Origin of the sequence: Catellatospora sp. NPDC049133, assembly GCF_040648455.1 — a bacterium.
Classification (GTDB): domain Bacteria; phylum Actinomycetota; class Actinomycetes; order Mycobacteriales; family Micromonosporaceae; genus Catellatospora; species Catellatospora aurea.
In genome coordinates this window covers 1-25900 of sequence record NZ_JBEZDT010000038.1, presented here as the reverse complement: position 1 = coordinate 25900, position 25900 = coordinate 1, and the positions used below count along the sequence as shown (strand labels likewise).

The following is a 25900-nucleotide window of genomic DNA, read 5'->3' as shown; positions in this document are numbered from 1 at the left end:
GCCGCGACTCACTCACCCGCGCAACTTGCATAGTCATACGGCCGTGTGCATATACTTTGCAGGTGTCCAAGGTCCTAACGTCCCTTCCTGTCGGTGAACACGTCGGCATCGCCTTCTCCGGCGGGCTCGACACCTCCGTTGCTGTCGCGTGGATGCGCGAAAAAGGTGCCATTCCGTGCACCTATACCGCAGACATCGGCCAATATGATGAACCGGACATCGCGTCGGTTCCCGGTCGTGCCCACGCGTACGGCGCGCAGATCGCTCGGCTGGTCGACTGCCGCGCGGCTCTCGTCGAAGAGGGCCTGGCCGCCCTGGCCTGCGGCGCGTTCCACATCCGCTCCGGCGGCCGCGCCTACTTCAACACCACCCCGCTCGGCCGCGCCGTGACCGGCACCCTGCTGGTGCGGGCCATGCTGGAGGACGGCGTGCAGGTCTGGGGCGACGGCTCCACCTTCAAGGGCAACGACATCGAGCGGTTCTACCGCTACGGCCTGCTGGCCAACCCGTCGCTGCGGATATACAAGCCGTGGCTGGACGCCCAGTTCGTCACCGAGCTCGGCGGCCGCAAGGAGATGTCCGAGTGGCTGCTCGCCCGTGACCTGCCCTACCGGGACAGCACCGAGAAGGCGTACTCCACCGACGCCAACATCTGGGGCGCGACCCACGAGGCCAAGTCCCTCGAGCGGCTCGACACCGGCATCGAGATCGTCGAGCCGATCATGGGCGTGCGGTTCTGGGACAGCTCGGTGCAGATCGAGCCCGAGGACGTCACCATCGGCTTCCAGCAGGGCCGGCCGGTCACCATCAACGGCAAGGAGTTCGGCTCCGCCGTCGACCTGGTGATGGAGGCCAACGCCATCGGCGGCCGGCACGGCCTGGGCATGTCCGACCAGATCGAGAACCGGATCATCGAGGCCAAGAGCCGGGGCATCTACGAGGCCCCCGGCATGGCGCTGCTGCACGCGGCGTACGAGCGGCTGGTCAACGCGATCCACAACGAGGACACGGTCGCGGCGTACCACAACGACGGCCGCCGCCTGGGCCGGCTGCTGTACGAGGGCCGCTGGCTGGACCCGCAGTCGCTGATGCTGCGCGAGGCCCTGCAGCGCTGGGTCGGCTCGGCGATCACCGGCCAGGTCACCCTGCGGCTGCGGCGCGGCGAGGACTACTCGGTCCTCGACACCACCGGCCCCACGCTGAGCTACCACCCGGACAAGCTGTCCATGGAGCGCACCGAGGACTCCGCGTTCGGCCCCGTCGACCGCATCGGCCAGCTGACCATGCGCAACCTCGACATCGCCGACTCGCGCGCCAAGCTGGAGCAGTACGCCCAGCTCGGCATCGTCGGCGGCGGCCCGCACCTGCAGGTCACCGCCGCCGTCCCGCCCGGCCCGCACCAGCTCATCGGAGCCCTCCCCGAGGGCGGCGCCGACACGATCGCCTCCCGAGGCCACGCCCCCGGCGACGACGAACTGCTCGACAACGCCGCCATGGAATCCGGCACCGACTGACGCCCCGGACAAAGGAAGGGCACCTTCTTATCGCTCCGCGTTACAGAAGGTGCCCTTCCTAACATCAGACCGGCTTTGACCAGGGCGGGCGTGGCGGCGAACTGACAGCCTCCGTCGCCTCGGCGGACCGCGCCGTCACCAGCGCAGCCATCGCCGCACAGCATCGGGACACGATGGTGTGCGCGGCTACATCTTTTTTGATGTGGGCACATCAAAAAAGATGTAGCCGCCGTCGAGCCGACCTTCGCGCGGCCCGACACCCCCTACGCGGACCGGGCCGGCTCAGCACACCAGATCGGGCGGCAGTGGCAACCGGTGCACGACCTCCAGACGGGCGACCGCGCGGGTCAGCACGACATAGAGCCGCTGCTGTCCGCGGGGTTCGGCGTCCACGATCTCGGCGGGCTCCACGACGATCACGTGGTCGTATTCGAGGCCCTTGACCAGGCCCGCCGGGACCAGGGCGACGTGCGCCGCGTCGGCCAGCGGGCCGAGCGCCCCGATCATGTGGTCGGCGGCGACGACCGCGACGCTGCCGTCACGCGGCGCGTTGCGGGCCGCGTCCCGCACGGCGGCGGCCAGGTCGTCGACCTGCCGCACCGACAGCTCGCCCCCGGGCCGGTACGAATGGGTCGGCGCGATGCCCGGGGCGAGCATCCGCGCCGCGTAGTCGGCGAGGGTCTGCGGCACCCGGTATCCGGTGCGCAGGTCGAGCATCCGCGCCTCCCGCCGGTCGAGCCGGGCGAGCAGGTCCTTCCACGACGCGGCGGCCAGCGGATGGGTGGCCTGGCCGAGGTCGCCGACGATCGTCATCGACGCGTACGCGGCCCGGCGCGCGATCATCCGGCACTCCATCGGCGACAGGTCCTGCGCCTCGTCGAGGATCACGTGGGCGTAGTCGTCCCAGGTGGCCGAATCCTCCTCCGGCTCGGCCACCGGCAGCGGCTCGGCCAGCACGGGCACGTAGCCGTCCTCGCCGTACGGGTCGTGCCCGTCGATCCAGCTGACGACCTGGTGACCTTCGCGCAGGATGATCGCGGCGGCCCAGCGCTGCGCGGCGGCGATCGCGTCGTTGTCGATCGACTGCCCGGCGACGGCCATCGGAGTGGGCAGTCCGGGGGCGTACAGGCTCCAGCCGTCGTGCAGGCCGAGGCTGAGCACGAACGTGTCCACCAGCTGCGGGCCCATGGTCAGTTCACGCAGCCGGGCGGGTTCGACGCGGACCGCCGGGGCGGCCGGCGGCTCGCCGAGCAGCTCGGACAGCTCGTCGAGCAGCGGCACGTCGTCGATCGACCAGTCCGCGCCGCCACGGTAGGAGGCGGCGACGATCTCGGCCGCGTCATCGCCGAGCACGCCGCGCGTTCGGTCGGCGTCGGCGAGCCACGCCAGCACGTCCGGCGGGCTGAGCCGGGGCCACCAGGCGAAGAGGAAAGCCCGGAACTCCGGGCGGTCGCCGACGTCCTCGACGAACAGATCCCGGTCCAGGTGGTCGCCGTCGACCTCGGTCCACGACGCCTCCAGCAGCGCTTTCGCGGCGAGGGGCCGGGCGCTGTTGGGCAGGGTCCCGGTGGCGGCGGCCGCGGCGCGGACTCGCTCGCGCACCGCGGACAGTTCAGCGGGGCCGAGCTTCAGGACCTGGCCCGCGTACACCAGTTTCAGCTGGTCCGGTGCGGTCGGCGGGGTCTGCCAGATCAGCTCGCCCAGCACCGCGTCCATGAGCCGGGTGCTGCCCTTGATCTCGGCGACCGGCGCGGGGTCGCGGCGGACAGCGCTGACGCCCTCGACCAGCTCGCCGAGGGCACGAAGCTGGATGCTGTCCTCGCCGAGCGCGGGCAGCACCCGGCTGATGTAGTTGGTGAAGACGGTGGAGGGCCCGACGACCAGGACCCGGCCGTCGGCGAACCGGCCCCGGTCGGTGTAGAGCAGGTACGCCGCGCGGTGCAGCGCGACCTGCGTCTTGCCGGTGCCGGGCCCGCCGCTGATGAGGGTGACGCCGCGGGCGGGCGCGCGGATCGCCTCGTCCTGCTCGCGCTGGATGGTGGTGACGATGTCACGCATCTGCGGCCCGCGGGCCCGCTGCAGGGCGGCGAGCAGCGATCCCTCGCCCAATACTCGCAGTTCTCCGGCGTCGTCCGGGGTCAGCAGGTCGTCGTCGAGGTCGACGACCTCGCGGCCGCGGCTGATGATGACGCGGCGGCGGACGACGCCGAGCGGTTCGCCGGGTGTGGCCCGGTAGAAGGCCGCCGCGGCAGGGGCCCGCCAGTCGATGAGCAGCGGCTCTCGGTCCTCGTCGCGGACACCGAGGCGGCCGATGTGGTAGGTCTCGCCGTCGTCGAAGTCGAGGCGGCCGAACACGAGCCCTTCGGCTTCGGCGTCCAGCGCCCGCAGCTTGCCCGCCGCGTGGTGGACCATCGCGTCGCGTTCCACGAGTCCGCCCGCGGGCCCGGCGGCGGCGCGACCGTGGCCCTCGCGGACCAGTTGCCGGGCCTGGGCGCGCATGGCCTCGGTCCGGTCGTAGACCCGGTCGACGAGCTGCTGCTCGGCGGCGATCTCCTGCGTTCTGACGTCAGGCACAGTGCTCCCCTGGAGTGGCGGCTGGGGTGGAGTTCACGAGCATATGTGCGGCTGAGCGCACAAAGATCGTCATTCGGGCCGATTCGCCACAGGGGTGGCACCGGTTAGACTGGAACCGCGGGAGGGACAAGCGAGGGCTTGGTTCACCTCCCGTCGCTGTTTCCGGCGAGCGCGGCGGAGCATGCCACGATACTCGTACCGGCAGATATTTATCCCCATCGAGGCCGTTCGTCGGTTAGGGTCAGTGCGCCGATTGCGGATCTATCGGTCGGCTCTGCGGAAACCGTCCAGACCATAGGCAACCGGAGGTGTCGGGAGATGCGGGGAATCCCGGCCGCCTCCCTGGTCATCGGCATCGCGTCCTCGCCGGCCGAGCGCTGCCACCTGGCCCGCCTGCTCGGCGGCAGCGCCGCCCTGCTGATCGTGTCGAGCGTCGAGCAGGCCCGGGAATTCCTGGGCGTCGCCGGAACGCCGCCCACCGCCCCGGCCACTCCCCCGCTCCCGGCTGCGACCGCCCGGGTTCCCGAACGTCCGCTGCCACCTCCTTCCGACCTGGCCGTCGACTCCGACCGGCGGGTGCTGCGCTGGCACGACCGGGAGGTCGCCCTCACCCGCCTGGAGCACGACTTCCTGCTCTGCCTGGCCGACGTCCCCGGTCAGGTCTGGACCTACGAGCGGCTGCACCTGGAGGTGTGGGGCAACAAGCACCTGGGCCGCGGCTCCGACATGCACTCGGTGGTGCGGCGGCTGCGCCGCAAACTCGCCCGGCTGAACGCGGCGGTCACCGTCCACGCGGTACGCGGCGTCGGCTTCCGGCTCGCCCCGGTCTGACCACCCGCCCCGGACAATGATCCGGCCCGCCCGGTCGGAGGACCAGGCGAGCCGGATCAGCTAGCGGTCAGCCGTCAACACCGGATGGGAGACAGTGCGAAGTCCTCCACCGTGGGTGTGCTGGTGTTGATCCTCGTCTGACGGGTCTGGGGCTTCCAGCCGTCCTTGGCGACGATCAGCTGCAGCGGGTTGTTGCGGCGGTCCATCCAGTAGGCGTACTTGCCCTGGGCGTCGGTCGCGAACGTCCACGAGTTCGCCCACGAGTCGACCTGGACCACCGCGCCGACGATCGGTGCGCCCACGCCCTGGCAACTGGTCCCGGTGACGGTGCCCAGCAGCTTGCCCCAGGTCTTCGGCGGCGTCACATTCATCGTGACGGCCACCGGAGCCACCGTGTACGGCGTGTTCTCCTTGATCCCGACCGAGGCGGTGTACGTGCCCGGCTGGTCCACGTTGGCCGACATGCCGACGGTGACGGTGACCTTCGCCCCCGGCGCCAGCGTGACGGCGGCCTTGTCGATCGTCAGCCAGCTGACGTCGGCGGCCGCTTCGGCGCAGCCCTCCAGACCCGGCAGCACCTCGCTGTCCGGCATCGCGCTGAAGTTGCCCGACGATCCGCCGATCTTGTAGAAGCCGCACGCCGCGCCGCCGCGGTACCGGGCGGTGTTGGCGTTGGGCAGGTTCGACCACGAGTTGGTGGCCGGGTCGTACGCGAAACCGGCGTTGCTGATGGCCCCGCCCAGCGAGCCGCCGACGACGAGCAGCTTGCCGCTCGCGACGGCGAACGAGCTGGCCCAGTTGTCGGTCGGCGCGTCGGCGATCGCCGTCCACGTGTCCGCGCCCGGGTCGTAGGCGTAGCCGGCCTTCTGCGCGGCGCTCCCGTCGTTGCCGCCGGTGCAGTAGACCGTGCCGTCGATCCCGCCGCAGGAGGCGAACGCCACCGACTTCGGGTAGTCGGCGACCGCCGCCCAGGTGTTCGTGGCGGGGTCGTAGCGGACCACGTCGTTCGACATCGGGGTGCAGCTGGCGGTGGTGCAGCCGCCGATGGCGTAGAGCTTGCCGTCGACGACCGCCTGCCCGGCCGCGGCGCGCGGCGCGGGGTTGTCGGCCTTCTCCGTCCAGGTGTTGGCCGCCGGGTCGTACGACCAGGTGCTGCCGTCGGGACCGGAGTCGCCCCAGCCGCCGGTGGCGATGATCTTCCCACCGATGACGCCCACGGTCATCGCGTTGCGGGCCCCGGGCAGGTCGGCGATCGCCGTCCAGGTCTGCGCGACGGGGTCGTAGACGAAGTTCTTCGTCGAGGAGTCCGTGCCGTCGCCGCCCGCGATGGAGTACACCTTGCCGTCGAGGCTGACGACCCGGTTGTCCATCACGTTGGCCGGGTAGTCGGCGATGTCGGTCCACGGCTCGGCCTGCGGGCCTACCGCGGGCGAAGCCGCATTGGCCGACTTGCCGGCCGCCGCCTTCGCCGCGAACGACGTCGGCGTGTTGAGCCGCTGCTCCGGCGCGCCGGCACTGCCGAGGACCTCCTGCCTGGTCAGCCGCGAGCCGTCGGCCCGCAGCAGTTCGAAGCCGCCCTCGCGCTCACTGAACTCGACCTGCACCGGCGCGCCGCCGGTGTTGGTCACCGTGAACGTCTTGCTCGCCTTGCCGGTCGGCATCTGCACGGTCGCGTTCACCGCGGCCGGATTGACCGTGAGCTTGCCCGCCGCCAGCACGAAGTTCGCCGCGGTCGCCCAATCGGTCTGCACGGTGACCGACTTGCTCAGGCTGACGTAGTTGCCGGCCCGCGCGGTGAACTTGTGCGCGCCGGTCAGCGAGGAGTACATCCAGTAGAAGCCGTCGGGCAGTTCCGGGTCGTCCGGGGTCGCCACGGTGGTGGCCTTCTCGGCCGGCTTGTCGTCGCTGGTGACCGTCGCGCCGTTGATGTAGGAGTTGTCGTTCTTGTCGCGCACGTGCCCGAGCACCAGCCCGCCGGGGACCGGGGCGCAGGTGACCTGGCTGCCGATCAGCACGTTGTCGACCGACCACCACCACTCGTACGAGGCGTCGTAGTAGTGGAAACGCACCTGGACCTGCGACTGGCCCGCGGCCTGCGGGATCGGGATCTCGGTGGTCCGCGGACCGCGGAAGTCGGCGGCCTGGCGCAGCAGGTTCGTCCAGGTCGCGCCGCCGTCGAGGCTGAGGTCGACGTCGGCCCGGTCGGAGCCGAGCTGGTTGAAGTCCTGGTTGAACCGGATGACCGGGGCGGTGACCGCGGTCAGGTTGACCACCGGGCTGACCAGCGAGCTGTCCTGCGCGCCGCCGAGCCCGTAGTCGTCGCTGTCGATGATCGCGAAGCCGCCGGTGCCGCCGGTGAGGTTGCCCCGGTTGCCGTCGTCGGTGAACTTCCAGACCTGGCCGTTGCCCTTGTTGTCGACCACGGACCAGCCCGGCGGCACGGTCGTGCCGTCGAAGGTCTCGTACTCGCCGTCGGAGCCGTAGGCGTAGCCGGGCGCGGCGGTGCAGCTGTCGGCCTTCACCGGCACGGCGACGTTCGCCACGACGTTGCCTGTGCCGACGACGACCTGCTTGGTCACCGTCTGGTAGCCCGGGTACTGCGGCTCGACCTTCAGGCTGTACGTCGCCCCGGCCGGCAGCCGCAGGGCGTAGCGCCCGTTGACCGGCGTGGTGTGGTCGTAGACGCCCGACGGGCCTTCCACGGTGACCTTCGCGTACAGCGGCCAGCCGTGCCCGGAGCCGTCGGTGACCGAGCCGGTGACGTCGACGCTGGGGACAGGGCTCAGCGCGACGTCGACCGTGGTGGTCGCGCCGTCGGTGACGGTGGCAGTGCGCGTCGCCGCGGTGTACCCGAACAGTGCCACGGCGACCTGGTAGTCGCCGACCGGCAGCAGGGTGGAGAACCTGCCGTCGGCCCCGGTGGTCACCTCGCGGTCGACCGAGCCGGTGATGGTCACCGTCGCGCCCGCCAGCGGGCTGCCGGTGGTGGCGTCGGTGACGGTGCCGGCCAGCGTGCCGGTGTCGCCGATCGGCGCGGAGTTGAGCAGCACCAGCGCGTCCAGGCGACCCTCGCCGTAGACGTTGTTGTCGGCGGTGGTGCCGCCGCACTGGGCGTCGGCCTTGTCGATCGCCGCGCCGTTGAGCAGCGCGCGGGTCGCGTCGATGTCACCGACCAGCGCCGGGGCCGCCGACCACAGCAGCGCGATCGCGCCCGCGAGGTGCGGGGCGGCCATCGAGGTGCCGCTGATGCTGGCGTATCCGTCGCCCGGCACGCTGGACCGCACGTTCACGCCGGGGGCGGAGATGTTCGGCTTGATCTCGCCGTTCTGCCCCGCGCCGCGGGAGGAGAAGCCGGCGATGTTGTTGTTCACGTCGTACGCGCCGGTCGAGTAGTTGCTGACCAGGCTGCCCGGCGAGCCGCTGGTCTGGCAGCCGGAGCCGTTGTTGCCGTTGGACCAGGTGCCGAAGATGCCCGAGGCGGCCCAGGCCAGCGTCACGTCCTCCATGAACGGGTCGTTGGACGGCAGCTCGGTGCCCCACGAGTTGTTGATGATGTTGGGCCGCTTGCTCGCGTCGGGGTTCTGGCCGTCGAGGTCGGTCGGCTCCAGCATCCACTCGCCGGAGGTGATCAGCGCGGCGTCGCTGGGGCAGCAGCCGTTCGCGGCGATCCACTTCACGCCCGGCGCCACGCCGATCTGGTTCGCGCCGTCGGCTCCCGCCATGGTGCCCATGGTGTGCGTGCCGTGGCCGTCGTCGTCGCACGGCGTGTCACAGGTGCCGGCCGCGTTGAACCAGTTGTAGTCGTGGTCGAACGTGCCGTCGCCGTTGTTGCCCCGGTAGGAGGCGACCAGCGCCGGGTGGTCGAACTGGACCCCGGTGTCGATGTTGGCGATGGTGATGCCCTCGCCCTTGACACCGTACTGCGCCCAGACGTCGTCGGCGTTGATGTTCGCGATGCCCCACTCCAGGGCGTTCACGGTCTGCTCGTCGGTGCCCTTGGTGGTCTCGGGCACCTGGTAGACGACCGGGGCGTAGAGGCCCTCGACCTCGGCGTGGGCGGCGTACTTCTGCGCCATGGCCAGGGAGCCGCTGCTCACCTTGATGGCGTTGGTCGCCCAGAACGTCTGGTATTTCACGCCCGCGGCGTCGAGGTCGGCGCGGACCTTCTTCTGACTCTCGGCGGCGGTCTTGCGCAGGGCCTGGGCGACCGCGGTGCCGCGTTCTGCCCATTCCTTGACGGCCTTGGCCTTGCTGAGGTCGGCCCGGTCGGTGAACCGGATCCAGAAGTCTCCCTCACTCTTGGCCGCGAGCTGTCTGGCCAGCTCGGGCCGGATCTTGTCGGCTGCGGCCTGCGCCGCCTGTGCGGTCGAGCCGGTGCCGACCAGTCCGGTCGCGGCGAGCAGAACTGCCGCTCCGGCGCTCACCAGCGATCTGGTGGCACTGGTTCTCCATTGTGGACGTCTGAACATCGGTGCTGCCTCCCTCAGAACGACCCCGATTGAAACGAGCCAAAGTGAGGGTGCGGGGGCGTCCCGGTTCGATGGAGCCGAGCCGACGACTCCCTCAGTGACACCCCCATACACCGCGCGGGTCACGCCGGTTGCCCGTTTGGACACTATGATCGAGCAGAAAGGACGATCAATAACTTGACGTGAGCAACTTGTCGCTAGCGGTTGCCAGGTTGGCGGTGAATTTGCCAATCACTGTCAGGACCCCGACGAGAGCTGGTCAGCATGTTCACCACATTCGGGCGGTAGCCGTGATCGAGGACCAGAAAAGCGCATCGCAGGTGTCCGATCCGGACACCGAGCCGTTCCCCTTGCTGATAGCGGTCGCTCCATCGGCCGCCGAGCGGATCCGGCTCGCCGAACGCCTGGACGGCATCGCCCCGCTGCTGCTGGTGGCCGACCTCGACGAGCTGCGCCGGCTGATCGCGGCTCCCCAGCCGCGGGCCGAGACGGCCCCCGCCATAGGCGACAGCTCCCTGGTCATCGACTCGGCGAGGTCCACGGCGCGCTGCCGCAGCCGCGAGGTCGACCTGACCCGGCTGGAACTCGACCTGCTGACCTGCCTGACCAGCGAGCCCGTCCGGATCTGGAGCTACGCCGAACTGCACCGCATGGTATGGCGCGACGAGGCCCTCGAAGGCAAGGCCGACGTCCAGTCCGTGGTCAAGCGGGTCCGCCACAAGCTGCGCCGGCTCGGCACCGGCGCCACGATCGACGCGGTGCGGGGCGTCGGCCTGCGGCTGACCGACCGCCGGCAGCCACAGATCGGGCGTGCCTGATTCCTGCCCGAAACAGGCACCTGTTCGGCAGCGCGGGGACCGCATACGCCACCACCGGCGCTGCCATCGACACGTCCGAATGCCGACACGCTGCGGCACCGCCTCGCAGCGGTAGCGCCCGAACCCCGCCGATCGCAGGTCAGCCGTGGTCGTGCCGGGCCGGTGCCGGGTGCCGGAACGCGTCCGCCTCCGGCGGCAGGCCCCAGGCCTGCTCCAGCGCGTCGGCCTGACGTGGCCGGGTGCGGCGCGGCGTCGCGAGCTTGCCGTCGCCGCGGCTGCTGACGAGGGCCGCCAGCGCCGTCGTGATCGGCACCGCGGAGATCAACCCGATCGTGCCGACCACCGAGCGCACGATCTCCTGCGCCAGGAACTCGTTGGTCAGCATCTCCCCCAGCGGCGCGCCGCCCGCGGTGAGCAGCAGCAGCGTCGGCAACGACGCGCCGGCGTACGCCAGCACGATGGTGTTGATCACCGAGGTGATGTGCGCGCGCCCGACCCGCGACGCCGCCCGGTACAGGCCGCCGAAGCCCAGGTTCGGATTGGCGTTGGCGAGTTCGGCGACCGTGTAGGCCTGCGTGACGGTGACGTCGTCGAGCACGCCGAGCGCGCCGATGAGGATGCCCGCCAGCAGCAGGCCCGGCATGTTGATGTCGGCGTTGACGAACGTGACGTACAGCGACTCCTCGCTGGCCATGCCGGTCAGGTGCAGCAGCGACACGGACAGCGCCGACAGGCCGCCGGTCAGCGCCAGGGCGGTCAACGTGCCCAGCACGGCCATCGACGTGGGCGCGTTGAAGCCGTGGGTCAGGTAGAGCACCACCAACATGATCAACGACGAGCCGACGATCGCGACCAGCAGCGGCGAGCTGCCCTGCAGGATGGCGGGGACCACGAACATCAGCAGCACGGCGAAGGTGAACGCCAGCCCGGCCAGCGCCGACACGCCGCGCCAGCGGCCGAACGCGATCACCGCGCCGACGAACGCCAGCACCAGCGCCCACAGCCCGTCGGTGCGGTCGTGGTCGGCGATGTCGTACTTGATGACGCCGTCCTGCTCGAACGACTCGGTCTCCATCACCACGACCTTGTCGCCGGCCTCGACCTCGGGCGCGCCCGGTCCCGACGGGATCGCGGTGGTGACCACCTTGCCGTCGGCGAGCCGCACCACGACGTCACCGCATACCGGCGGCGCTTTCTGCTCGGGGGTCTGCACGGGCGGCTCGGCGGCGTCGGCACAGTCGATGATCCGTACGGACGCCACGACGCCGTCGTGGTTGACGGCCCCGGTCCACGGCTCGGTCTTGAGGTCGCCGGGCCACAGCAGGAACAGCCCGACCAGGGTGAGCACGGCGGCGGGGATCAGCGCGGCCAGGGTCAGCCGGGTGGCCCGCCGGGAGACCGGGACCGGGGCGTGGGAGTGCGCGTGCCCGGCGTGGCCGTCGGCGGTGTCGTGGTCGTGGGCTCGGCTCACCGGATGCTCCTCGGCGGTGGTCGACGCCACGGCACCCGGGGTCGGTGGCGCGGTGGCGTCGCTGGCAGCGTCCGGCGAAGTGTAGTCGCTGCTCCGACCGTCCCCACCGTGAGCCGCGCCGGGCCGTCGCGGCCCCGGAGCGCTTCAGCGTTCGGCGGCCATCAGGTCGTCGAGCAGGACCTGGACCCGGTCCCGGATCTCGTCGCGGATCGGGCGTACCGCCTCGATGCCCTGCCCGGCAGGGTCGTCGAGCTTCCAGTCCTCGTGGCGCTGGCCCGGGAAGTACGGGCACACGTCACCGCAGCCCATCGTGATGACCACGCTGGACGCCTCGGACGCCTCCGGGGTGAGGATCTTCGGGGTCTGGCCGGTGATGTCGATGCCGACCTCGCGCATCGCCTCCACGGCGACGGGGTTGATCTGATCCGCCGGCGCGGAGCCCGCGGAGCGGACCTCGACGGCGTCACCGGCGAGGTGGCGCAGCCATCCGGCGGCCATCTGGGAGCGGCCGGCGTTGTGCACGCACACGAACAGCACGCTCGGCTTGGTGTCGGTCATCGCTTCTCTCCTACGGTCACTTGTTCGACAGGTCGTCCCGCTCGGACGTCGATGTCGTCGCGGGTGGCCCGCACCGCCGGGAACAGCGCGGCGACCAGGCCGACGCCGATCAGGGCGCCGAGGACCTGCGCGGCGATGTACCCGGGCACGGAAAAGGGTGTGATCCCGGCGAAGGTGTCGGTGAACGCGCGGCCGACGGTGACGGCGGGATTGGCGAAGCTGGTGGAACTGGTGAACCAGTACGCCGCACCGATGTACGCCCCGACCGCAGGCGCCGCCAGCGCCGCGCGGCCTGTACGGACGAGCGCGAAAATGAGCAGCACCAGGCCGGCCGTCGCAACGACCTCGCCCAGCCAGAGCTGCGGCTTGTCGCGCACGGTCGCCGACAGGCCCTGCGCGACCCCGAACATCGCGTTCGCGAGGACCGATCCCGCGATCGCGCCCAGCGTCTGGGCCGCGATGTAGGGCGCGATGTCCCGTGCGGAAAGACCCGCCGGGTCATGGCGGTCAGACCACCACGCGGCGACGGTCACCACGGGGTTGAAGTGCGCGCCGGACACCGGGCCGAGGATCAGGATCAGCACGGCGAGCGCGAACACGGTCGCTGTGGAGTTCTCCAGCAACTGCAGGCCGGTGTCCTCCGGTGACAGCCGGGTGGCCATGATGCCGGAGCCGACGACCGTGGTGACCAGCAGCATGGTGCCGAGCAGTTCGCCGAGCAGGCGGCGGGGCAGGGTGGCGGGCATCAGCACTCCCTGCGGTTGTCGGAGGTGGCCCGCGCCCGCTCGGCCAGTTCGGAGAGGTGTGCCGCGGCGGCGTCGAGAGCGTCGGCGTTGAGGTGGTAGTAGGTGTAGCGGCCGTACGGTTCGGCCTTGACCACACCCGCGTGGCGCAGTGCGCGCAGGTGATTGGACACGTTCGGCTGCGACAGGCCGAGGTCCTCGACGAGATGGCAGGTGCAGGCGGGGCCTGCGGCGAGGGCGTCGACGATGGCAGCTCGGGCCGGGTCGGACAGCAGCCGCACCACCTCCGCCGGGGCATCACCGGAAACTGATATCACCACGCGGTAATCAAACAGCCCTGCCGGTCAGGGCCGCAACTTCGCGATCATGAACATTGGATGACGCGGGCTGTTCACCCGATCCGCGCCCGGTTCAGGCGGTGGTAGCGATGTCCAGTACGGCGGACAGGGCGGCCATGCGCGAGCGGTTCGCCCGGTACCAGACCCAGGTGCCGCGGCGGTCGGACTCGACCAGACCGGCCTCCCGGAGCACCTTCAGGTGGTGCGAGATCGTGGGTCCCGTCAGGTCGAACGCGGGGGTCAGATCGCAGACGCAGGCCTCTCCCCCGTCGGCGGAAGCGATCATCGACAGCAACTGCAGACGCACCGGGTCACCGAGGGCCTTGAACGCGGCCGCGAGGTCCGCGGCCGCCTCGGCGGGAACGGTGGCAGCGGCCAGGGGTGCGCAGCACACCTCCGACTCAAGAACCGTCAACTGCTTCGACATTCCCCTAGGTTGACAGCTTTCGAAGCAGACGGCAACGCAAGTTGTCGCAACTCGCTCCCTCAGCTTATCATCGTTCATCGGCGATGTACGATGATGTTGGAGGATGCGGTGGAGAACCTGCTCGACCGCGAGGTCGCCCAGCGGTATGCGTCCTGGTTTCGAGCTCTTGCCGATCCGACCCGGGTGCAGATCGCAGAACTGCTCGCCCGCCGGCGCGAGCCGATGAGCGTCGGGCAGATCACCGCCGCGGTGGGACTGGCCCAGTCGACGATCTCCCAGCACCTGAAGATCCTGGCCGAAGTGCGCTTCGTGCTGGTCGAGGCGTCGGGCAACGCGAACCTGTACCGAATCAACGAGAACTGCCTGGAGTGCTTTCCCACCGCCGCCGATGTGGTCATGGGCCGACCGGTCGCCGCACCGGGAGAGACACCGTGCTGACCATCCGGCCCATGACCGACCGCGACGCCGACGCGGTGCTGAGTTGACAGATCTCTAAGTAGACGGCACTCTAAACACATCGCTTAGAGAAACTTCGAAACAAGGAGTCGCCGCCTGCCGAGCCGAAGCCGCCCGCACGCGCGGCTACCAGCACTTCACCGCCACCGGCATCCGCTTGTGACCCCCGCCCTGCAGCGCAGATCCGAACTGATTCAGAGGAGAACGACGATGAGCACACAGGACAGCCTCCCGATCGTGGTGGTGGGCGCGGGCCCGGTCGGCCTCGCCGCCGCCGCGCACCTGGCCGAGCGCGGCCTGGACTTTCTCGTCCTGGAGGCCGGTGACGGTCCTGCCGCGGCCATGGCGAGCTGGGGGCACGTACGGGTGTTCAGCCCGTGGCGGTTCAACCTCGACCACGCGGCCCGCCGCCTGCTGGAGGCCGACGGCTGGATCACGCCAGACCTGGCCGAGCTGCCGCTGGGCGCGCAGATCGTCACCGACTACCTGGAGCCGCTGACCAAGCTGCCCGCGCTCGCGGGCCGGGTCCGCTACGGCGCGAAGGTGGTCGCGATCAGCCGCGACGGGCTCGACCGGGTCCGCACCACCGGGCGCGCGGACACCCCGTTCCTGATCCGCCTCGCCACCGGCGAGGAGCTCACCGCCCGAGCGGTGATCGACGCCTCCGGCACCTGGCCCACCCCCAACGTGCTCGGCGGCTCCGGCCTGCCCGCGCACGGCGAGCCCGAGGCCGCGGCGTACGTCGACAGCGCCCTGCCCGACGTGCTCGGCGCGGATCGCGACCGCTTCGCCGGACGGCACACCCTCGTCGTCGGCGCGGGCCACTCCGCCGCCAACACGCTGCTCGCCCTGGCGCAACTCGCCACCGAGGCACCGGGCACCACGGTGAGCTGGGCCGTCCGCACCGGCGCGGCCACCCGCACGTACGGCGGGGGCGACGCCGACGCCCTGCCCGCCCGCGGGGCGCTCGGCACCCGGGTGCGGGCACTGGTCGAATCCGGCGCGATCACCCTGCACGCCGGGTTCTCGGTGCGGGCCGTGTCAGTCGACGGCGGCTCGGTGACCGTGACCTCCCGCGGCGGCGCGAGCGTCACCGCGGACCGGATCGTGTCGGCCACCGGCTTCCGGCCCGACCACACGATCGCCTCGGAGCTGCGCCTGGACCTCGACCCGGTCCTCGGCTCGACCCGCGCCCTGGCCCCGTTGATCGACCCGAACCAGCACTCCTGCGGCACCGTCCCGCCGCACGGGGTCGACGAGCTCGCCCAGCCCGAGACCGGCTACTACGCCGTCGGCGCGAAGTCCTACGGCCGCGCGCCCACCTTCCTCATGGCCACCGGCTACGAGCAGGTCCGCTCGGTGGTCGCCGCCCTGGCCGGGGACTGGGACGCCGCCCGTGACGTACGGCTGGAACTGCCCGAGACCGGGGTCTGCTCCTCGTCGGCGGCACTCAGCGCCGACGACGACGCCGCCGCGTGCTGCGGCACTCCCGAACCAGCCGCCGCGCCCCGCGGCCTGGCCACCGGTGTCGCCGGTGGGCTGCTGACCCTGCCGGTGGTCCAGGCCGCCCCGGGCGAGACCGAGACCGGCGGATGCTGCGGCTGACGTTCCCCACGCCGGCCTCCACCACGGAGGCCGGCGGCCCACGTCGCCTGCGACCGGTCGTGGCCGCGCTCGCCGTCACCCAGACCATCGGGTACGGCGTGCTGTACTACGTGTTCAGCGTCTTCCTCGTGCCCATGGCCGCCGACCTGCACACCACCACGGCGGCGGTCACCGGCGCGCTGACCGTCAGCGTGCTCGCCACCGCGGCGGCCGCCGTCCCGATCGGACGGTGGCTGGACCACCACGGCGGCCGCGGCCTGATGACCTTCGGGTCGGTCCTCGGCACCGGCGCGGTCCTCGCCTGGTCGCGGGTCACCGACGTCAGACAGCTGTACGCGGTGTTCACGGTGCTGGGCGTCGCCTCGGCGATGGTCCTCTACGAGGCGGCGTTCGCGGTCGTCGTCGCCACGAGCACCGCGGCGCAGCGGGCGGGCGCACTGCTGACGATCACCGTGGTGGCCGGATTCGCCAGCACGGTCTTCCTGCCCACGGCCGCCGCGCTGCAGGAGCACCACGGCTGGCGGACCGCGCTGGTGGTCCTCGCGCTGGCCTACGCCGTGATCGCCGTCCCGCTGCACTTCCTGGCCGTCCCGGCACGACCCCGTGGGCATCCGGCCGCAGCGGCGGTCGACCACGCGGCGCGGCGGGCCGCGGTCCGCGACGCGCTGCGCCACCGCGGGTTCTGGCTGCTGACCGCCGCGTTCGTCGTGCACGGCAGCGCCGTCTCCGTCGTGTCCGTACACCTGATCAGCTACCTGATCGGCCTCGGCCACCCTGCCGCTTTCGCCGCTGCCGTCGCCGGGCTGCTCGGGGTCATGTCCGTCACCGGGCGGATCGTCACCACGGGCCTGACCCGCCGCCGCTCCACGGCCGCCGTGACGGCGGCCGTGTTCGGCATCCAGGCGGCGGCCGCCGCCGCGCTGCCCGTGCTCGGCCACACCCGTCCCGGCGCGGTCTGCTGCGTCGTGCTGTTCGGCACCGGTTTCGGCGTCGGCACCATCGCCCGCCCCGCGCTGCTGGCGCAGCGGTACGGCACCACCGGCTATGCGACCATCGCCGCCGCCCTGACCGTGCCGACCACCGTCGCCAAGGCGGGCGCGCCGCTGGCCGCCGCCGGCCTGTACCTCGCCGTCGGCACATACACCCCGGTCCTGGCCGTGGTCAGCGCCGCATGTGCCGTCGCGGCCACCTGCCTCACGCTGGCCGCGACTCCGGCAGGATCACCGCGTCAAGATCGGTGAACAGCTCCCGGGGAACCTCACCGCCGTGACGCTCGGCGAGCGCGACCCAGAACCGGCGGCCGCAGGCCCATGCGGTGGCGATGGCCTCACCGACGGCACCGGCTTCGGCTGCGGTCACGGTCCGGCGGAGCGGTTCGACCAGCTCCGTGCCGAGATCGGCCTCCGCCCGGCGGGACGGCGTCAGCCAGTGTCCGGTCCTGCCCTCGGTCAGGCGCGCCATCCAGAGCAGGTGGCGCTGGGCATGCGACAGGGCGTCGACGGCGCGCAGCAGCTCGCCGCGCTGCGCCACGTGGTGGGCCAGGACGAGCCAGTTGGCGAAGCGTCCGCACAGCTCGTCGACCTCTTTCGTGCTGGTCGGCAGGTGTGGACGGGCGGGCAGCGCGTCCAGGGCCTGCCGCAGCGCGCCGGTGCGGTCGAGCACGATCATGCGGTCGACAGGCGCGCTGCGAGCCGGCCACCCGGCGACGGAGGCGATGTCGTCGGCCGTCGCGAAGTGGAACTCGCCGCGGATCAGGTTCGGAAAGAACACGACGTGCGAGCCGAACTCGTTCACCACCACGTGACGAACGGGGCCGACCCGGTCGAGCCAGGCGCGGTGGTCGAGCGCTCGGGCGTGGTTCGCGCCGAAGAACAGCCAGAACTCGACATCGCTGTGCGCGTCGGCCTCGCCTTGGGCGAACGAGCCGTACGTGAGCGCGGCGACGAGGTGTTCATCGGCCTGGCAGAGTTCCCGAACGCGGGCGATCAGATGTTCTTGCGGCAGCACCGGGTGACCCTAGCCGCCTCGGCACCGCCCCGGCTGCCCGGTTTCAGAACCCCTGTTCGGTGCGGAGCAGCTGCCCCCGTGCCCGGGCGACGGCGCGGCCGCGTGCCGAATCCGGGAAGCGGTCGAGGCGGGCCCGCACCTCGGCGGCGTCGACGTCCGCGCCGAAGAGTTCGGTGCCCGGTTCGAAACGGATGCCCTCGGCCAGCGGGCCGGCCACCACCGGGTCGAAGCCGAGCGCGTCGACCAGCGCGGCGACCGCGGCGACATCGGCGGGGCCGTCTCCGGCGATCGCGACGGCGGTGCGACCGGCCTGCCCGGCGGGACGGGCCTGGTCCTCGATGTCGTGGTAGCCGACGTGGTTGAACGCCTTCACGACGCGGGCCCCGGCCAGGTGGGCCTGCACGGTCTCGCTGGAGGACGTGCGCGGGTCGGTGAGGTCCTCCCGGATGCCGTCGACCTCCCACCAGTAGTTCATGGCGTCGACGACGAGCTTGCCGCGCAGCGGGTCCGGGTCGACGCCGCGGTACTTGCCGAGCGGAAGTGCCAGCACGACGATGTCGGCGCGGGCCGCGGCGTCGCGGGCGGTGGTGGCGACCGCGCCGGGGACGAGTACCTCGACGGTGAGCGCGATCTTGGCCGGGTCGCCGGAACCGGCGATGAGCACCCGGTATCCGGCGGCCACGGCGAGCCGCCCGAGGACGGTGCCCAGCTTGCCCGCGCCGAGGATGCCGAGGGTCCGGGGACCGTCCTGAGCGGTGTCGTTCATGTCGTGCCCTTCAGGGTCGATGCGGGAATCAGGCGAGCAGGTCGCGGACCATCGGGATCACCTTCGCGCCGTACAGCTCGACGGCGCGCAGTCGGGCGCTCACCGGTTGCGCGCCGGCCGTGTAGATGAGGTCGAACCGGCCGACACCGAGCGTGCGGACCGTGTTGGCGATCTTGCGCGCGACGGTGTCGGGCGAGCCGATGTACAGCGATCCGTGCTCGACCTCGGCGTCGAACTCGGCGCGGCGGATCGGCGGCCAGCCGCGCAGCGCGCCGATCCGGTCCCGGATGACCCGGTAGTGCGGCCAGAAGATCTCCTTGGCCTGCTCGTCGGTGTCGGCGACGAAGCCCGGCGAGTGCATGCCGACCGGCAGCGCGGTCGTGCCGAGCTGCTCGGCGGCGCGGCGATACAACTCGATGTAGGGCGCGAAGCGGCCGGGCTGCCCGCCGATGATCGCGAGCATGAGCGGCAGCCCGTAGCGGGCGGTGCGCACCACCGACTGCGGCGAGCCGCCGACACCGACCCAGGTGCTCAATCGCCCGGACTCGGTCTTCGGGAACACGTCGGCGCCCCGCAGCGGGGCGCGGACCGTGCCGCTCCAGGTCACCGGCTGCTCGTCGAGCAGCTTCACGAACAGGTCGATCTTCTCCTCGAAAAGCACCTCGTAGTCGGCCAGGTCGTAGCCGAACAGCGGGAACGACTCGGTGAAGGAGCCACGGCCGAGGATGACCTCGGCGCGCCCGTGCGACAGCGCGTCGACCGTGGCGAAGCGCTGGAACACCCTTACCGGGTCGTCGGAGCTGAGCACGGTGACGCCGGAGCCGAGGCGGATGCGCTTGGTGCGGGTCGCGATCCCGGCCAGCACGGTCTCCGGCGTCGAGACCGAGTACTCCGGCCGGTGGTGCTCCCCGACGGCCAGGGCGTCGACGCCGAGGTCGTCGGCGATCACGGCCTCGTCGACGACCTGCCGGATCGCGGCGGCGTAGGAGACGGGGTGGCCGGTGTCGTCGTCCGGCACGTCGCCGAAGGTGTCGAGGCCGAACACGAGATCAGACATGGGTGGGCTCCTTCGCGAGCAGTTCGCGCACCCGCGGGGCGACCTCGCGGCCGAACAGCTCGATGCTGCGGGCGCGGGCCGCTCGGGGCAGGCGCATGATGTCGTACTTGAGGTCGAAGCGGCTGAGCCGCAGGTCACGTGCCATCGTCGCGATCTTGCGGGCGACGGTCTCGGGGGAGCCGACGAACAGGGCGCCGCCGTCGAGTTCGGCTTCGTAGCGCTGGCGCGTCGGGGCGTAGAAGCCGCGCTCGCGGGCGAGGTCGGTGACGACCGGCTGCCAGTAGCGCCACCAGGTCTCCACGGCCTCTTCGTCGGTGTCGGCGACCAGGCCGAGCGAGTGCTGCGCGATGGGCAGCGGGGCGTGCCCGAACTGCTCCAGCGCGCGCAGGTACAGCTCGACGTTGCCGGCGAAGCGCTGCGGCCGGCCGCCGATGATCGCCATCATGAGCGGCAGCCCGTAGCGAGCGGCGCGCAGCACCGAGTTCGGGCTGCCGCCGACGCCGATCCAGGTGGGGATGCCGCCCTCGGGCATCCGCGGGTGCAGCCGCTGCCCGGTCAGCGGGGTGCGCACGGTGCCCGACCAGGTGACCGTGTCCTCGCGCTGAAGCCGCATGAACAGGTCGAGCTTCTCCTCGAACAGGCGCTCGTAGTCGGCCAGTTCGTAGCCGAACAGCGGGAACGACTCGGTCGCCGAGGCGCGGCCGAGCACGAGCTGGGCGCGGCCGCCGGACACCGCGTCCAGCGTCGAGAACTCGTGGTACAGCCGGACGGGGTCATTCGTGCTCAGCACGGTGACCGAGGTGCCGAGCCGGATCCGCTCGGTGGCCCGCGCGATCGCGGCCAGCAGCACCGGCGTCGCCGAGTCGGTGAAGCCCTCCCGGTAGTGCTCGCCGACACTGAACACGTCGAGCCCGACCGCGTCGGCGAGCTGCGCCTCCTCGACGATGAGCCGCAGGGTCTCCGCGTCGCTCAGCACCCGGTCGCCGTCGGTGGCCACCTCTCCGAACGAGTTGAGGCCCAGTTCGAAGCGTTCGGTCGTCATGGTCTCCCCCTCCGCACCGCGCCGCGCACGGCTGATTGACATGTCAATTAGTAGCCCCGGTATGATTGACATGTCAATTGGAGGTGGGATGACCCAGGACACACCTCGGCCACGCCGGGCACGCCGGCTGCCGACCACCGAGGAGCTGCGGATCTGGCGCGACTTCATCGAGACCGCGGAGGTCCTGCGGTCCGCGCTCACCGCGCGGCTGCAGAGCGAGTCGTCGCTGTCGTCGGGCGACTACGCGGTCCTGCTCGCCCTCAGCGAGGCCGAGGGGCACCGCATGCGCTCCTCCGAACTGGCGGCGCACATCGACTGGGAACGCAGCCGCCTCTCCCACCACCTGGGCCGGATGGAGCGGCGCGACCTGATCCGCCGGGAGGAGTGCGCCGCCGACAGCCGGGGCGCGGAGATCGTGCTGACGGCCACCGGCCTGCGGTCGTTCCGGCAGTCGACGGTGCCGCACCTGACCGCAGTACGCGAGCTGTTCGTGGACGCGCTCAGCCGTGATCAGATCGTCGCGGCCGGCGACCTCGCCGCCACGCTGCGAGCCCATCTCGAAGAATCGGGCAGGCGGCGGGGCACGCCCTCGCAGACCGGCTGACCCGCGAACGAGACGTGGCCGGGCCCGAGTGCCGGGCCCGGCCGTTCACGTCACCGGCTGCACGTCACTGCCGGTGGTTGCGCGCGGCAAGCGCGCGGCGGATACCGAAGGCCAGCGTGGCGGCCTTGCCGACCGGCGTCGTCGACGCGCCGGTGATGGCGTCGGCGACCTTGGCGATGTTCGCCGCCGCCGACGACAGCGGCCCGGTGACCGCGTCGACCCGGACGAGCTGGACGTTGATGCCGTCCAGCGTGGTCTGCACCTGCCCGACGGTGGTGTTCACCTCGCCGACGGTGTTGTTGACGTTCTCCAGCAGCGGGCCGGTCTTGGCGGTCACCTCACGGATCATGTCGGTGGTCGCGTCGACGGTGCGCCGCAGCCGCAGGATCGGCACGGCGAGCACCAGCACCAGCATCGCGAAGGCTCCCGAGGCGACCAGCGCCGCGATCTCCGTACCTGACATCGGCGGTTACTTCTTCGACCCGGCCGAACTGCGACCCAGCAGCCAGCCCACGAGGAACACCGCCGCACCGGTCGCCCACGGGGTGGGGTTGCGGCGGATGTTGTCCAGCAGGCTCCGCCCTGCGGCCTCCCACTCGTCGGCGGTGTGCGGCAGGCGGTCGTTGACCGCGGTGAGGGCCTCGGCGGCCGCGTCCTTGGCCACCACGGCGGTGTGGGCGACGTTGGCCTTGAGCTCGCCCGCGCCCGCGGCCAGGGCGTGACCGGTGTCGATCGCGGCCTGCTTGGCCTCGGCCGCCTTTTCGACCACGACCGCCCCGGCCGTGTTCAGCGCGTCCTGCGCGCCGGCGATGGCGTCGTCCTTGCTTGGCATGTCATCTCCCCAAGTGGTGTGTGGTGTTGGCAGGCCGATACCCGCTCGCCCGCGGCGTATGCCACAGCGATCAATCGGCCGCGGCCTTGGCCGACGCGTCACGCGCCACCGGCTCGGTCCTGACCGGCGCGTCGTCCGCCACCGGCTCGGTCGTGGCCGGCGCATCGCCCGCCACCGGCTCGGTCGTGGCCGGCGCATCGCCCGGGACCGGCTCGGAAGGCCGCCCGTGCGGCTGCGAGAGGCGGCCGAACAGCCGCCGACCCGGCCATTCGCTGGCCGATCCGAGCACGGTCAGCAGCGCCGGGGCGAGGATCGACCGGACGATGAACGCGTCGATGAGGATGCCGATCGCCAGCGCGAACGCGAGTTCCCGGAACGGGCGCAGCGGCACCATGGCGAGCAGGCCGAAGCTGACCGCCAGGGTGAACGCGGCGATGCGGATCGCGTGCGCCGACTGCGGCAGCGTGATCGCGAGCGCCTCGCGCAGGGGACGTCCCCGGGCCTCCTTCCAGGCGGGGCCGATGCCGAAGATGTTGTAGTCCGAACCCAGCGCGACCAGCAGCACCGCGGCGGCGAACGGGACGTAGAAGGTCAGGCCGTCGGCGTGCAGCACGTCCTGGAACAGCCAGGTGGTCAAGCCGAGCGTGGCCCCGATGGCCAGCACGCTGCAGGCGAGCAGGCCGATGGGAGCCACCAGCGCGCGCAGGAACAGCACCAGGAACAGCAGGTTGGCCGCGAGCGCCGCGAGCGCGATCCGGCCCAGGTCCTGCTTGGTCTGGTCGACGATGAGCTGCGCGATGGCGGTGTCGCCGCCGAGGCTCGTCCGCACGTCGGTCAGCCCGGCGGCCCGCACCAGGCCGGGCAGGTCCTGCTGCAGCCGGGACAGGGTCTGCACGGCGCGGGCGCCCAGGGGCTCGTCGGCCAGGACCACCAGGAAACGCGCCGCGGTGCCGTCGGCCGTGCGGAACACGTGCAGATCCTGCGGGATCGCGTCGTCGGCGGGGCCGAGCACGGCGGCGACCCCGGGTACCTCGCGCAGCGCGTCCTGCAGGCCGGCGAGCTCCTTGGTCCGGGAGCCCACCCCCTGGCCTTCCAGGAGCACCTCGGTCGGCGACAGGATGCCCTCGGCGAAGCCCTGCTGCGCCTGTGCGGCAGCCTGGCGGGTCGGATGGTCGGCGGGCAGCGCCTCCACGAACGACACCCCGAGCGCGAGGTCGCGTACCGGAAGCGCGGCCGTGACCAGCCCTGCGACGCACAGCAGCAGCACCGGCGCGGCGACCCAGGGACGGGTCAGCAACCGCGACCAGCGTCCGCTGCCGACCTCGGGCTCCGGGGTGCTCGGCGCGGCGGCCCGGCCGCGGCGCGGCGACCACAGCACCGCCCGGCCCAGGATGGCCAGCAGCGCGGGCACCAGGGTGACCGACACCAGCATGCCGATCAGCACCGCCAGCGCCATGCCCGGCCCGAACGCCCGGAACGCCGCCGAACCGGCCACCACCAGCGCACCGGTACCGGCCGCGGCGGTCGCCCCGGCGGTGGCGATGATCGGGGTGAACCGGGCGGTCGCGGTCTCGGCCGCCTCCAGCCGATGCGCGCCAGCGGCGAGCTGGGTGCGCGCCGCGGCCAGGTAGAACACGACGTAGTCGGTGACCACGCCGAGCAGCAGCGCCACCAGCAGCGGCTGGGTCTCCTGCGGCACGGGCACGCCCAGCCGGTCGGCGAGCGCGCCGCCGACGTGCAGGGTCAGCAGGATCGCGACCCCGGCCACGCCCAGCGCCAGCAGCGGCGCGATCAGCGACCGGAACGCGATCGCGACGATGATGAACACCGCGGCGACGGTGACGGCCTCCAGCCAGGGCAGCGTCGACAGGACGAGGTCACCCTGCTCCACCCGGGCCGGGACCGAGCCGGTGATCCCGACGACGGCGTCGTCGGCGTCGTAGTGGGCGGCGACGAACTTCTCGGCGGCGGCCAGCTGGCCGGCGAAGCTGACGTCGGGCGCGGTGAACAGCATGGTGATGACGGTGGTGCCGTTCTCCTGCGAGCCCGGCATCAGCTGCAGCGTGTTGGTCACCGGCACCGCGCCGAGGATGGGCGCGGCGTCGGGGTATTCGCCCTGGGTCACGGCGCGGGCGCGGGCGACGGCTTCGGCCTGGACCGCCAGCGGCAGGCCGTCGGGGTTGCGCTGCACCACGGAGACCCGGCTCAGTAGTGGGAACCCGAACTTCTCGAAGGAGCGGACCTCGCTGCGCACGGCGGCGTTGTCGGTGGCCACGAGCTGCCCCAGATCGCTGCCGCCGTGACCGATGGCGGGCAGGTACAGCACCGACGCCGCCACGGCGGCGATCCACAGCGCCACCACGACCCACCGCAGCCACACCACCGAGATCGCGTAGTACTCCAGCAGCCGGCTCGGCCGCCAGCGGCTGCGCACCGGCATGTCCTCGCCCGACGGCGACGCCGCCCCGCTCACGGGTGCACCCGCTCGGCGACGACCGGGTCCGACTGCCTCATCCGCATGGCGTTTCCTCCTGTGGCGACACCTGTCGAGCCGCCACGCGCAGCCCGGTGGGGGCCGTTGCCGCGGGGCGGTTCGGCAGGGTGGGATTTCGTGAGTCGGGTACCCGGCCGACCGCGCGGCAAACGACGACGACCCGAGCCGCCCACACCCGCGTCGGGCGCGCCGCGGGCGCGTTAGCGGCGGCGCCGGCGGCGGTATGGCAGGGGCATGACCTCCGAAGATCCCCACCCGGCGAACGCCGTGCCCGCGCCACCGCCGGACGCCGGCCCGCGCAGTCCCACCCAGCTCAGCCTGCGGGCCTGGTGGCAGGTGCTGCGCCGGACCGCCAAGGAGTTCGACACCGACAGCCTGCAGGTGTGGGCCGCCGCCCTGACCTACTACGGGGTGCTGTCGCTGTTCCCCGGCATCCTGGTGCTGGCCGCGGCCGTCGGCCTGTTCGACGACCGGCTGGTCGACGACGTGCTCGACGACGTCACACCGATCATGCCGACCGCGGTGCGCGAGGTCTTCACCGCCGCGCTGGACAACGTGCAGGCCGACGACAGCAAGGCGGGGGTGGCCGCGATCATCGGCCTGGTGGTGGCCATGTGGTCGGCATCGGGTTACGTGGACGCGTTCATGCAGGCGTCCAACGCGATCTACGACGTGCCCGAGGGCCGGCCGCTGTGGAAGCGGCTGCCGATCCGGCTCGCGGTGACCCTGGCGACGGGGGTGCTGCTGGTCGCGAGCGTGCTCATAGTCGTGGTGAGCGGGCGGCTGGCCGAGGCTCTCGGCCGGGTGCTCGGCCTGTCCGGGCCGATGGTGACGGCCTGGCAGATCGGCAAGTGGCCGCTGCTGGTCGCGCTCATCGCGCTGCTGTTCGCGATCCTGTACTGGGCGTCGCCCAACGCGCGGCAGGGCGGCTTCCGGTGGATCAGCCCCGGCGGCCTGGTCGCCGTCGTGCTGTGGATCGCCGCGTCGGTGGGCTTCGGCTTCTACGTGACCCACTTCGGCTCGTACGCCGAGACCTACGGCAGCCTCGGCGGCATCATCGTGTTCCTGGTCTGGCTGTGGATCTCGAATCTGGCGATCCTGTTCGGAGCCGAACTCGACGCCGAACTCGAACGCCAGCGCGCCATCGCCGCAGGCCACCCCGCCGACAGCGAGCCCTACCTGCAGGTACGGGACAGCTCGGCGATCGACCGCGACGACAAACAGCACCTCTGACCAGCGCACGCCCTCGCGGCCGCGACCGGTTCGGCGAACACGCCCGGAGCCCGGTCGCGGC

22 protein-coding genes are annotated in these 25900 nt (G+C 71.8%); 8 read left to right on the top strand and 14 right to left on the bottom strand.

Annotated elements, in window-relative coordinates:
* Nucleotides 1-62 precede the first annotated feature (62 nt).
* Entirely contained in the window at nucleotides 63-1514 is a 1452-nt protein-coding gene (gene argG, locus AB0B35_RS33490; RefSeq protein ID WP_361053269.1) for an argininosuccinate synthase, read from the top strand.
* 282 nt (nucleotides 1515-1796) lie between these two features.
* Here the strand turns inward: argG and AB0B35_RS33485 are convergent, their stop codons facing one another.
* Complete coding sequence (locus AB0B35_RS33485) at nucleotides 1797-4088, bottom strand: UvrD-helicase domain-containing protein (protein WP_361053265.1); 2292 nt, start codon at nucleotides 4086-4088, stop codon at nucleotides 1797-1799.
* A gap of 318 nt (nucleotides 4089-4406) precedes the next feature.
* Here AB0B35_RS33485 and AB0B35_RS33480 point away from each other — a divergent pair, with 318 nt between their 5' ends.
* The gene (locus AB0B35_RS33480) at nucleotides 4407-4919 is read left to right on the top strand and encodes a winged helix-turn-helix domain-containing protein (RefSeq protein WP_361053262.1); all 513 of its coding nucleotides are present in this window, start codon (nucleotides 4407-4409) and stop codon (nucleotides 4917-4919) included.
* Nucleotides 4920-4993: 74 nt separating this feature from the next.
* Here the strand turns inward: AB0B35_RS33480 and AB0B35_RS33475 are convergent, their stop codons facing one another.
* Nucleotides 4994-9343 (bottom strand): S8 family serine peptidase, encoded by a 4350-nt coding sequence (locus AB0B35_RS33475; protein ID WP_361053259.1) that lies wholly within the window; start codon nucleotides 9341-9343, stop codon nucleotides 4994-4996.
* Nucleotides 9344-9708: 365 nt separating this feature from the next.
* Between AB0B35_RS33475 and AB0B35_RS33470 the strand changes: the two genes are divergently transcribed.
* A complete protein-coding gene (locus AB0B35_RS33470) occupies nucleotides 9709-10206 on the top strand; it encodes a winged helix-turn-helix domain-containing protein (RefSeq protein ID WP_361053256.1) in 498 nt (165 codons plus the stop codon).
* A 139-nt stretch (nucleotides 10207-10345) separates the two neighbouring features.
* Here AB0B35_RS33470 and AB0B35_RS33465 read toward each other — a convergent pair whose 3' ends face one another.
* From AB0B35_RS33465 to AB0B35_RS33445, 5 genes are all read right to left on the bottom strand, one after another.
* Nucleotides 10346-11677, bottom strand: a complete 1332-nt coding sequence (locus AB0B35_RS33465) for a YibE/F family protein (protein WP_361053254.1) — start codon at nucleotides 11675-11677, stop codon at nucleotides 10346-10348.
* Nucleotides 11678-11821: 144 nt separating this feature from the next.
* The gene (locus AB0B35_RS33460) at nucleotides 11822-12235 is read right to left on the bottom strand and encodes an arsenate reductase ArsC (RefSeq protein WP_361053252.1); all 414 of its coding nucleotides are present in this window, start codon (nucleotides 12233-12235) and stop codon (nucleotides 11822-11824) included.
* Nucleotides 12232-12981, bottom strand: coding sequence for an MIP/aquaporin family protein (locus AB0B35_RS33455; protein ID WP_361053250.1), 750 nt, complete (start codon nucleotides 12979-12981; stop codon nucleotides 12232-12234). The genes AB0B35_RS33460 and AB0B35_RS33455 overlap by 4 nt, the downstream gene beginning before the upstream one ends.
* Nucleotides 12981-13298 (bottom strand): metalloregulator ArsR/SmtB family transcription factor, encoded by a 318-nt coding sequence (locus AB0B35_RS33450; RefSeq protein WP_360535316.1) that lies wholly within the window; start codon nucleotides 13296-13298, stop codon nucleotides 12981-12983. Before AB0B35_RS33450 ends, AB0B35_RS33455 begins: the two co-directional genes overlap by 1 nt.
* 91 nt (nucleotides 13299-13389) lie before the next feature.
* Entirely contained in the window at nucleotides 13390-13743 is a 354-nt protein-coding gene (locus AB0B35_RS33445) for a metalloregulator ArsR/SmtB family transcription factor (RefSeq protein ID WP_361053247.1), read from the bottom strand.
* A 90-nt stretch (nucleotides 13744-13833) separates the two neighbouring features.
* Here AB0B35_RS33445 and AB0B35_RS33440 point away from each other — a divergent pair, with 90 nt between their 5' ends.
* From AB0B35_RS33440 to AB0B35_RS33430, 3 genes are all read left to right on the top strand, one after another.
* Entirely contained in the window at nucleotides 13834-14181 is a 348-nt protein-coding gene (locus tag AB0B35_RS33440) for a metalloregulator ArsR/SmtB family transcription factor (protein ID WP_361053244.1), read from the top strand.
* A gap of 228 nt (nucleotides 14182-14409) precedes the next feature.
* On the top strand, nucleotides 14410-15804 hold the full coding sequence (locus AB0B35_RS33435; protein WP_361053242.1) for an FAD-dependent oxidoreductase: 1395 nt from the start codon (nucleotides 14410-14412) through the stop codon (nucleotides 15802-15804).
* A complete protein-coding gene (locus tag AB0B35_RS33430; RefSeq protein WP_361053239.1) occupies nucleotides 15792-17045 on the top strand; it encodes an MFS transporter in 1254 nt (417 codons plus the stop codon). The genes AB0B35_RS33435 and AB0B35_RS33430 overlap by 13 nt, the downstream gene beginning before the upstream one ends.
* Here AB0B35_RS33430 and AB0B35_RS33425 read toward each other — a convergent pair.
* From AB0B35_RS33425 to AB0B35_RS33410, 4 genes are read right to left on the bottom strand one after another with little or no spacing between them, the layout of a single operon-like run.
* A complete protein-coding gene (locus AB0B35_RS33425; protein WP_361053236.1) occupies nucleotides 16999-17811 on the bottom strand; it encodes a hypothetical protein in 813 nt (270 codons plus the stop codon). The two genes, AB0B35_RS33430 and AB0B35_RS33425, sit on opposite strands and share 47 nt — an antisense overlap.
* 43 nt (nucleotides 17812-17854) lie before the next feature.
* Nucleotides 17855-18577 carry an NAD(P)-binding domain-containing protein gene (locus tag AB0B35_RS33420; protein ID WP_361053233.1) on the bottom strand — a complete coding sequence of 241 codons (723 nt, stop codon included), beginning with the start codon at nucleotides 18575-18577 and terminating at the stop codon, nucleotides 17855-17857.
* Nucleotides 18578-18605: 28 nt separating this feature from the next.
* Nucleotides 18606-19634 (bottom strand): LLM class flavin-dependent oxidoreductase, encoded by a 1029-nt coding sequence (locus tag AB0B35_RS33415; RefSeq protein WP_360535302.1) that lies wholly within the window; start codon nucleotides 19632-19634, stop codon nucleotides 18606-18608.
* The gene (locus AB0B35_RS33410) at nucleotides 19627-20676 is read right to left on the bottom strand and encodes an LLM class flavin-dependent oxidoreductase (RefSeq protein ID WP_361053230.1); all 1050 of its coding nucleotides are present in this window, start codon (nucleotides 20674-20676) and stop codon (nucleotides 19627-19629) included. The genes AB0B35_RS33415 and AB0B35_RS33410 overlap by 8 nt, the downstream gene beginning before the upstream one ends.
* An 88-nt stretch (nucleotides 20677-20764) precedes the next feature.
* On the opposite strand from AB0B35_RS33410, the gene AB0B35_RS33405 reads away from it, so the two are divergent.
* Nucleotides 20765-21280 (top strand): MarR family winged helix-turn-helix transcriptional regulator, encoded by a 516-nt coding sequence (locus tag AB0B35_RS33405; RefSeq protein ID WP_360535298.1) that lies wholly within the window; start codon nucleotides 20765-20767, stop codon nucleotides 21278-21280.
* A gap of 64 nt (nucleotides 21281-21344) precedes the next feature.
* On the opposite strand, the gene AB0B35_RS33400 is transcribed toward AB0B35_RS33405, so the two are convergent.
* From AB0B35_RS33400 to AB0B35_RS33390, 3 genes are all read right to left on the bottom strand, one after another.
* The gene (locus AB0B35_RS33400) at nucleotides 21345-21743 is read right to left on the bottom strand and encodes a DUF948 domain-containing protein (protein WP_360535296.1); all 399 of its coding nucleotides are present in this window, start codon (nucleotides 21741-21743) and stop codon (nucleotides 21345-21347) included.
* 6 nt (nucleotides 21744-21749) lie between these two features.
* A complete protein-coding gene (locus tag AB0B35_RS33395) occupies nucleotides 21750-22112 on the bottom strand; it encodes a hypothetical protein (protein ID WP_361053227.1) in 363 nt (120 codons plus the stop codon).
* A gap of 70 nt (nucleotides 22113-22182) precedes the next feature.
* On the bottom strand, nucleotides 22183-24585 hold the full coding sequence (locus AB0B35_RS33390) for an MMPL family transporter (protein ID WP_361053224.1): 2403 nt from the start codon (nucleotides 24583-24585) through the stop codon (nucleotides 22183-22185).
* 255 nt (nucleotides 24586-24840) lie between these two features.
* Here AB0B35_RS33390 and AB0B35_RS33385 point away from each other — a divergent pair, with 255 nt between their 5' ends.
* Nucleotides 24841-25839, top strand: coding sequence for a YihY/virulence factor BrkB family protein (locus AB0B35_RS33385; protein WP_360535290.1), 999 nt, complete (start codon nucleotides 24841-24843; stop codon nucleotides 25837-25839).
* Nucleotides 25840-25900 lie beyond the last annotated feature (61 nt).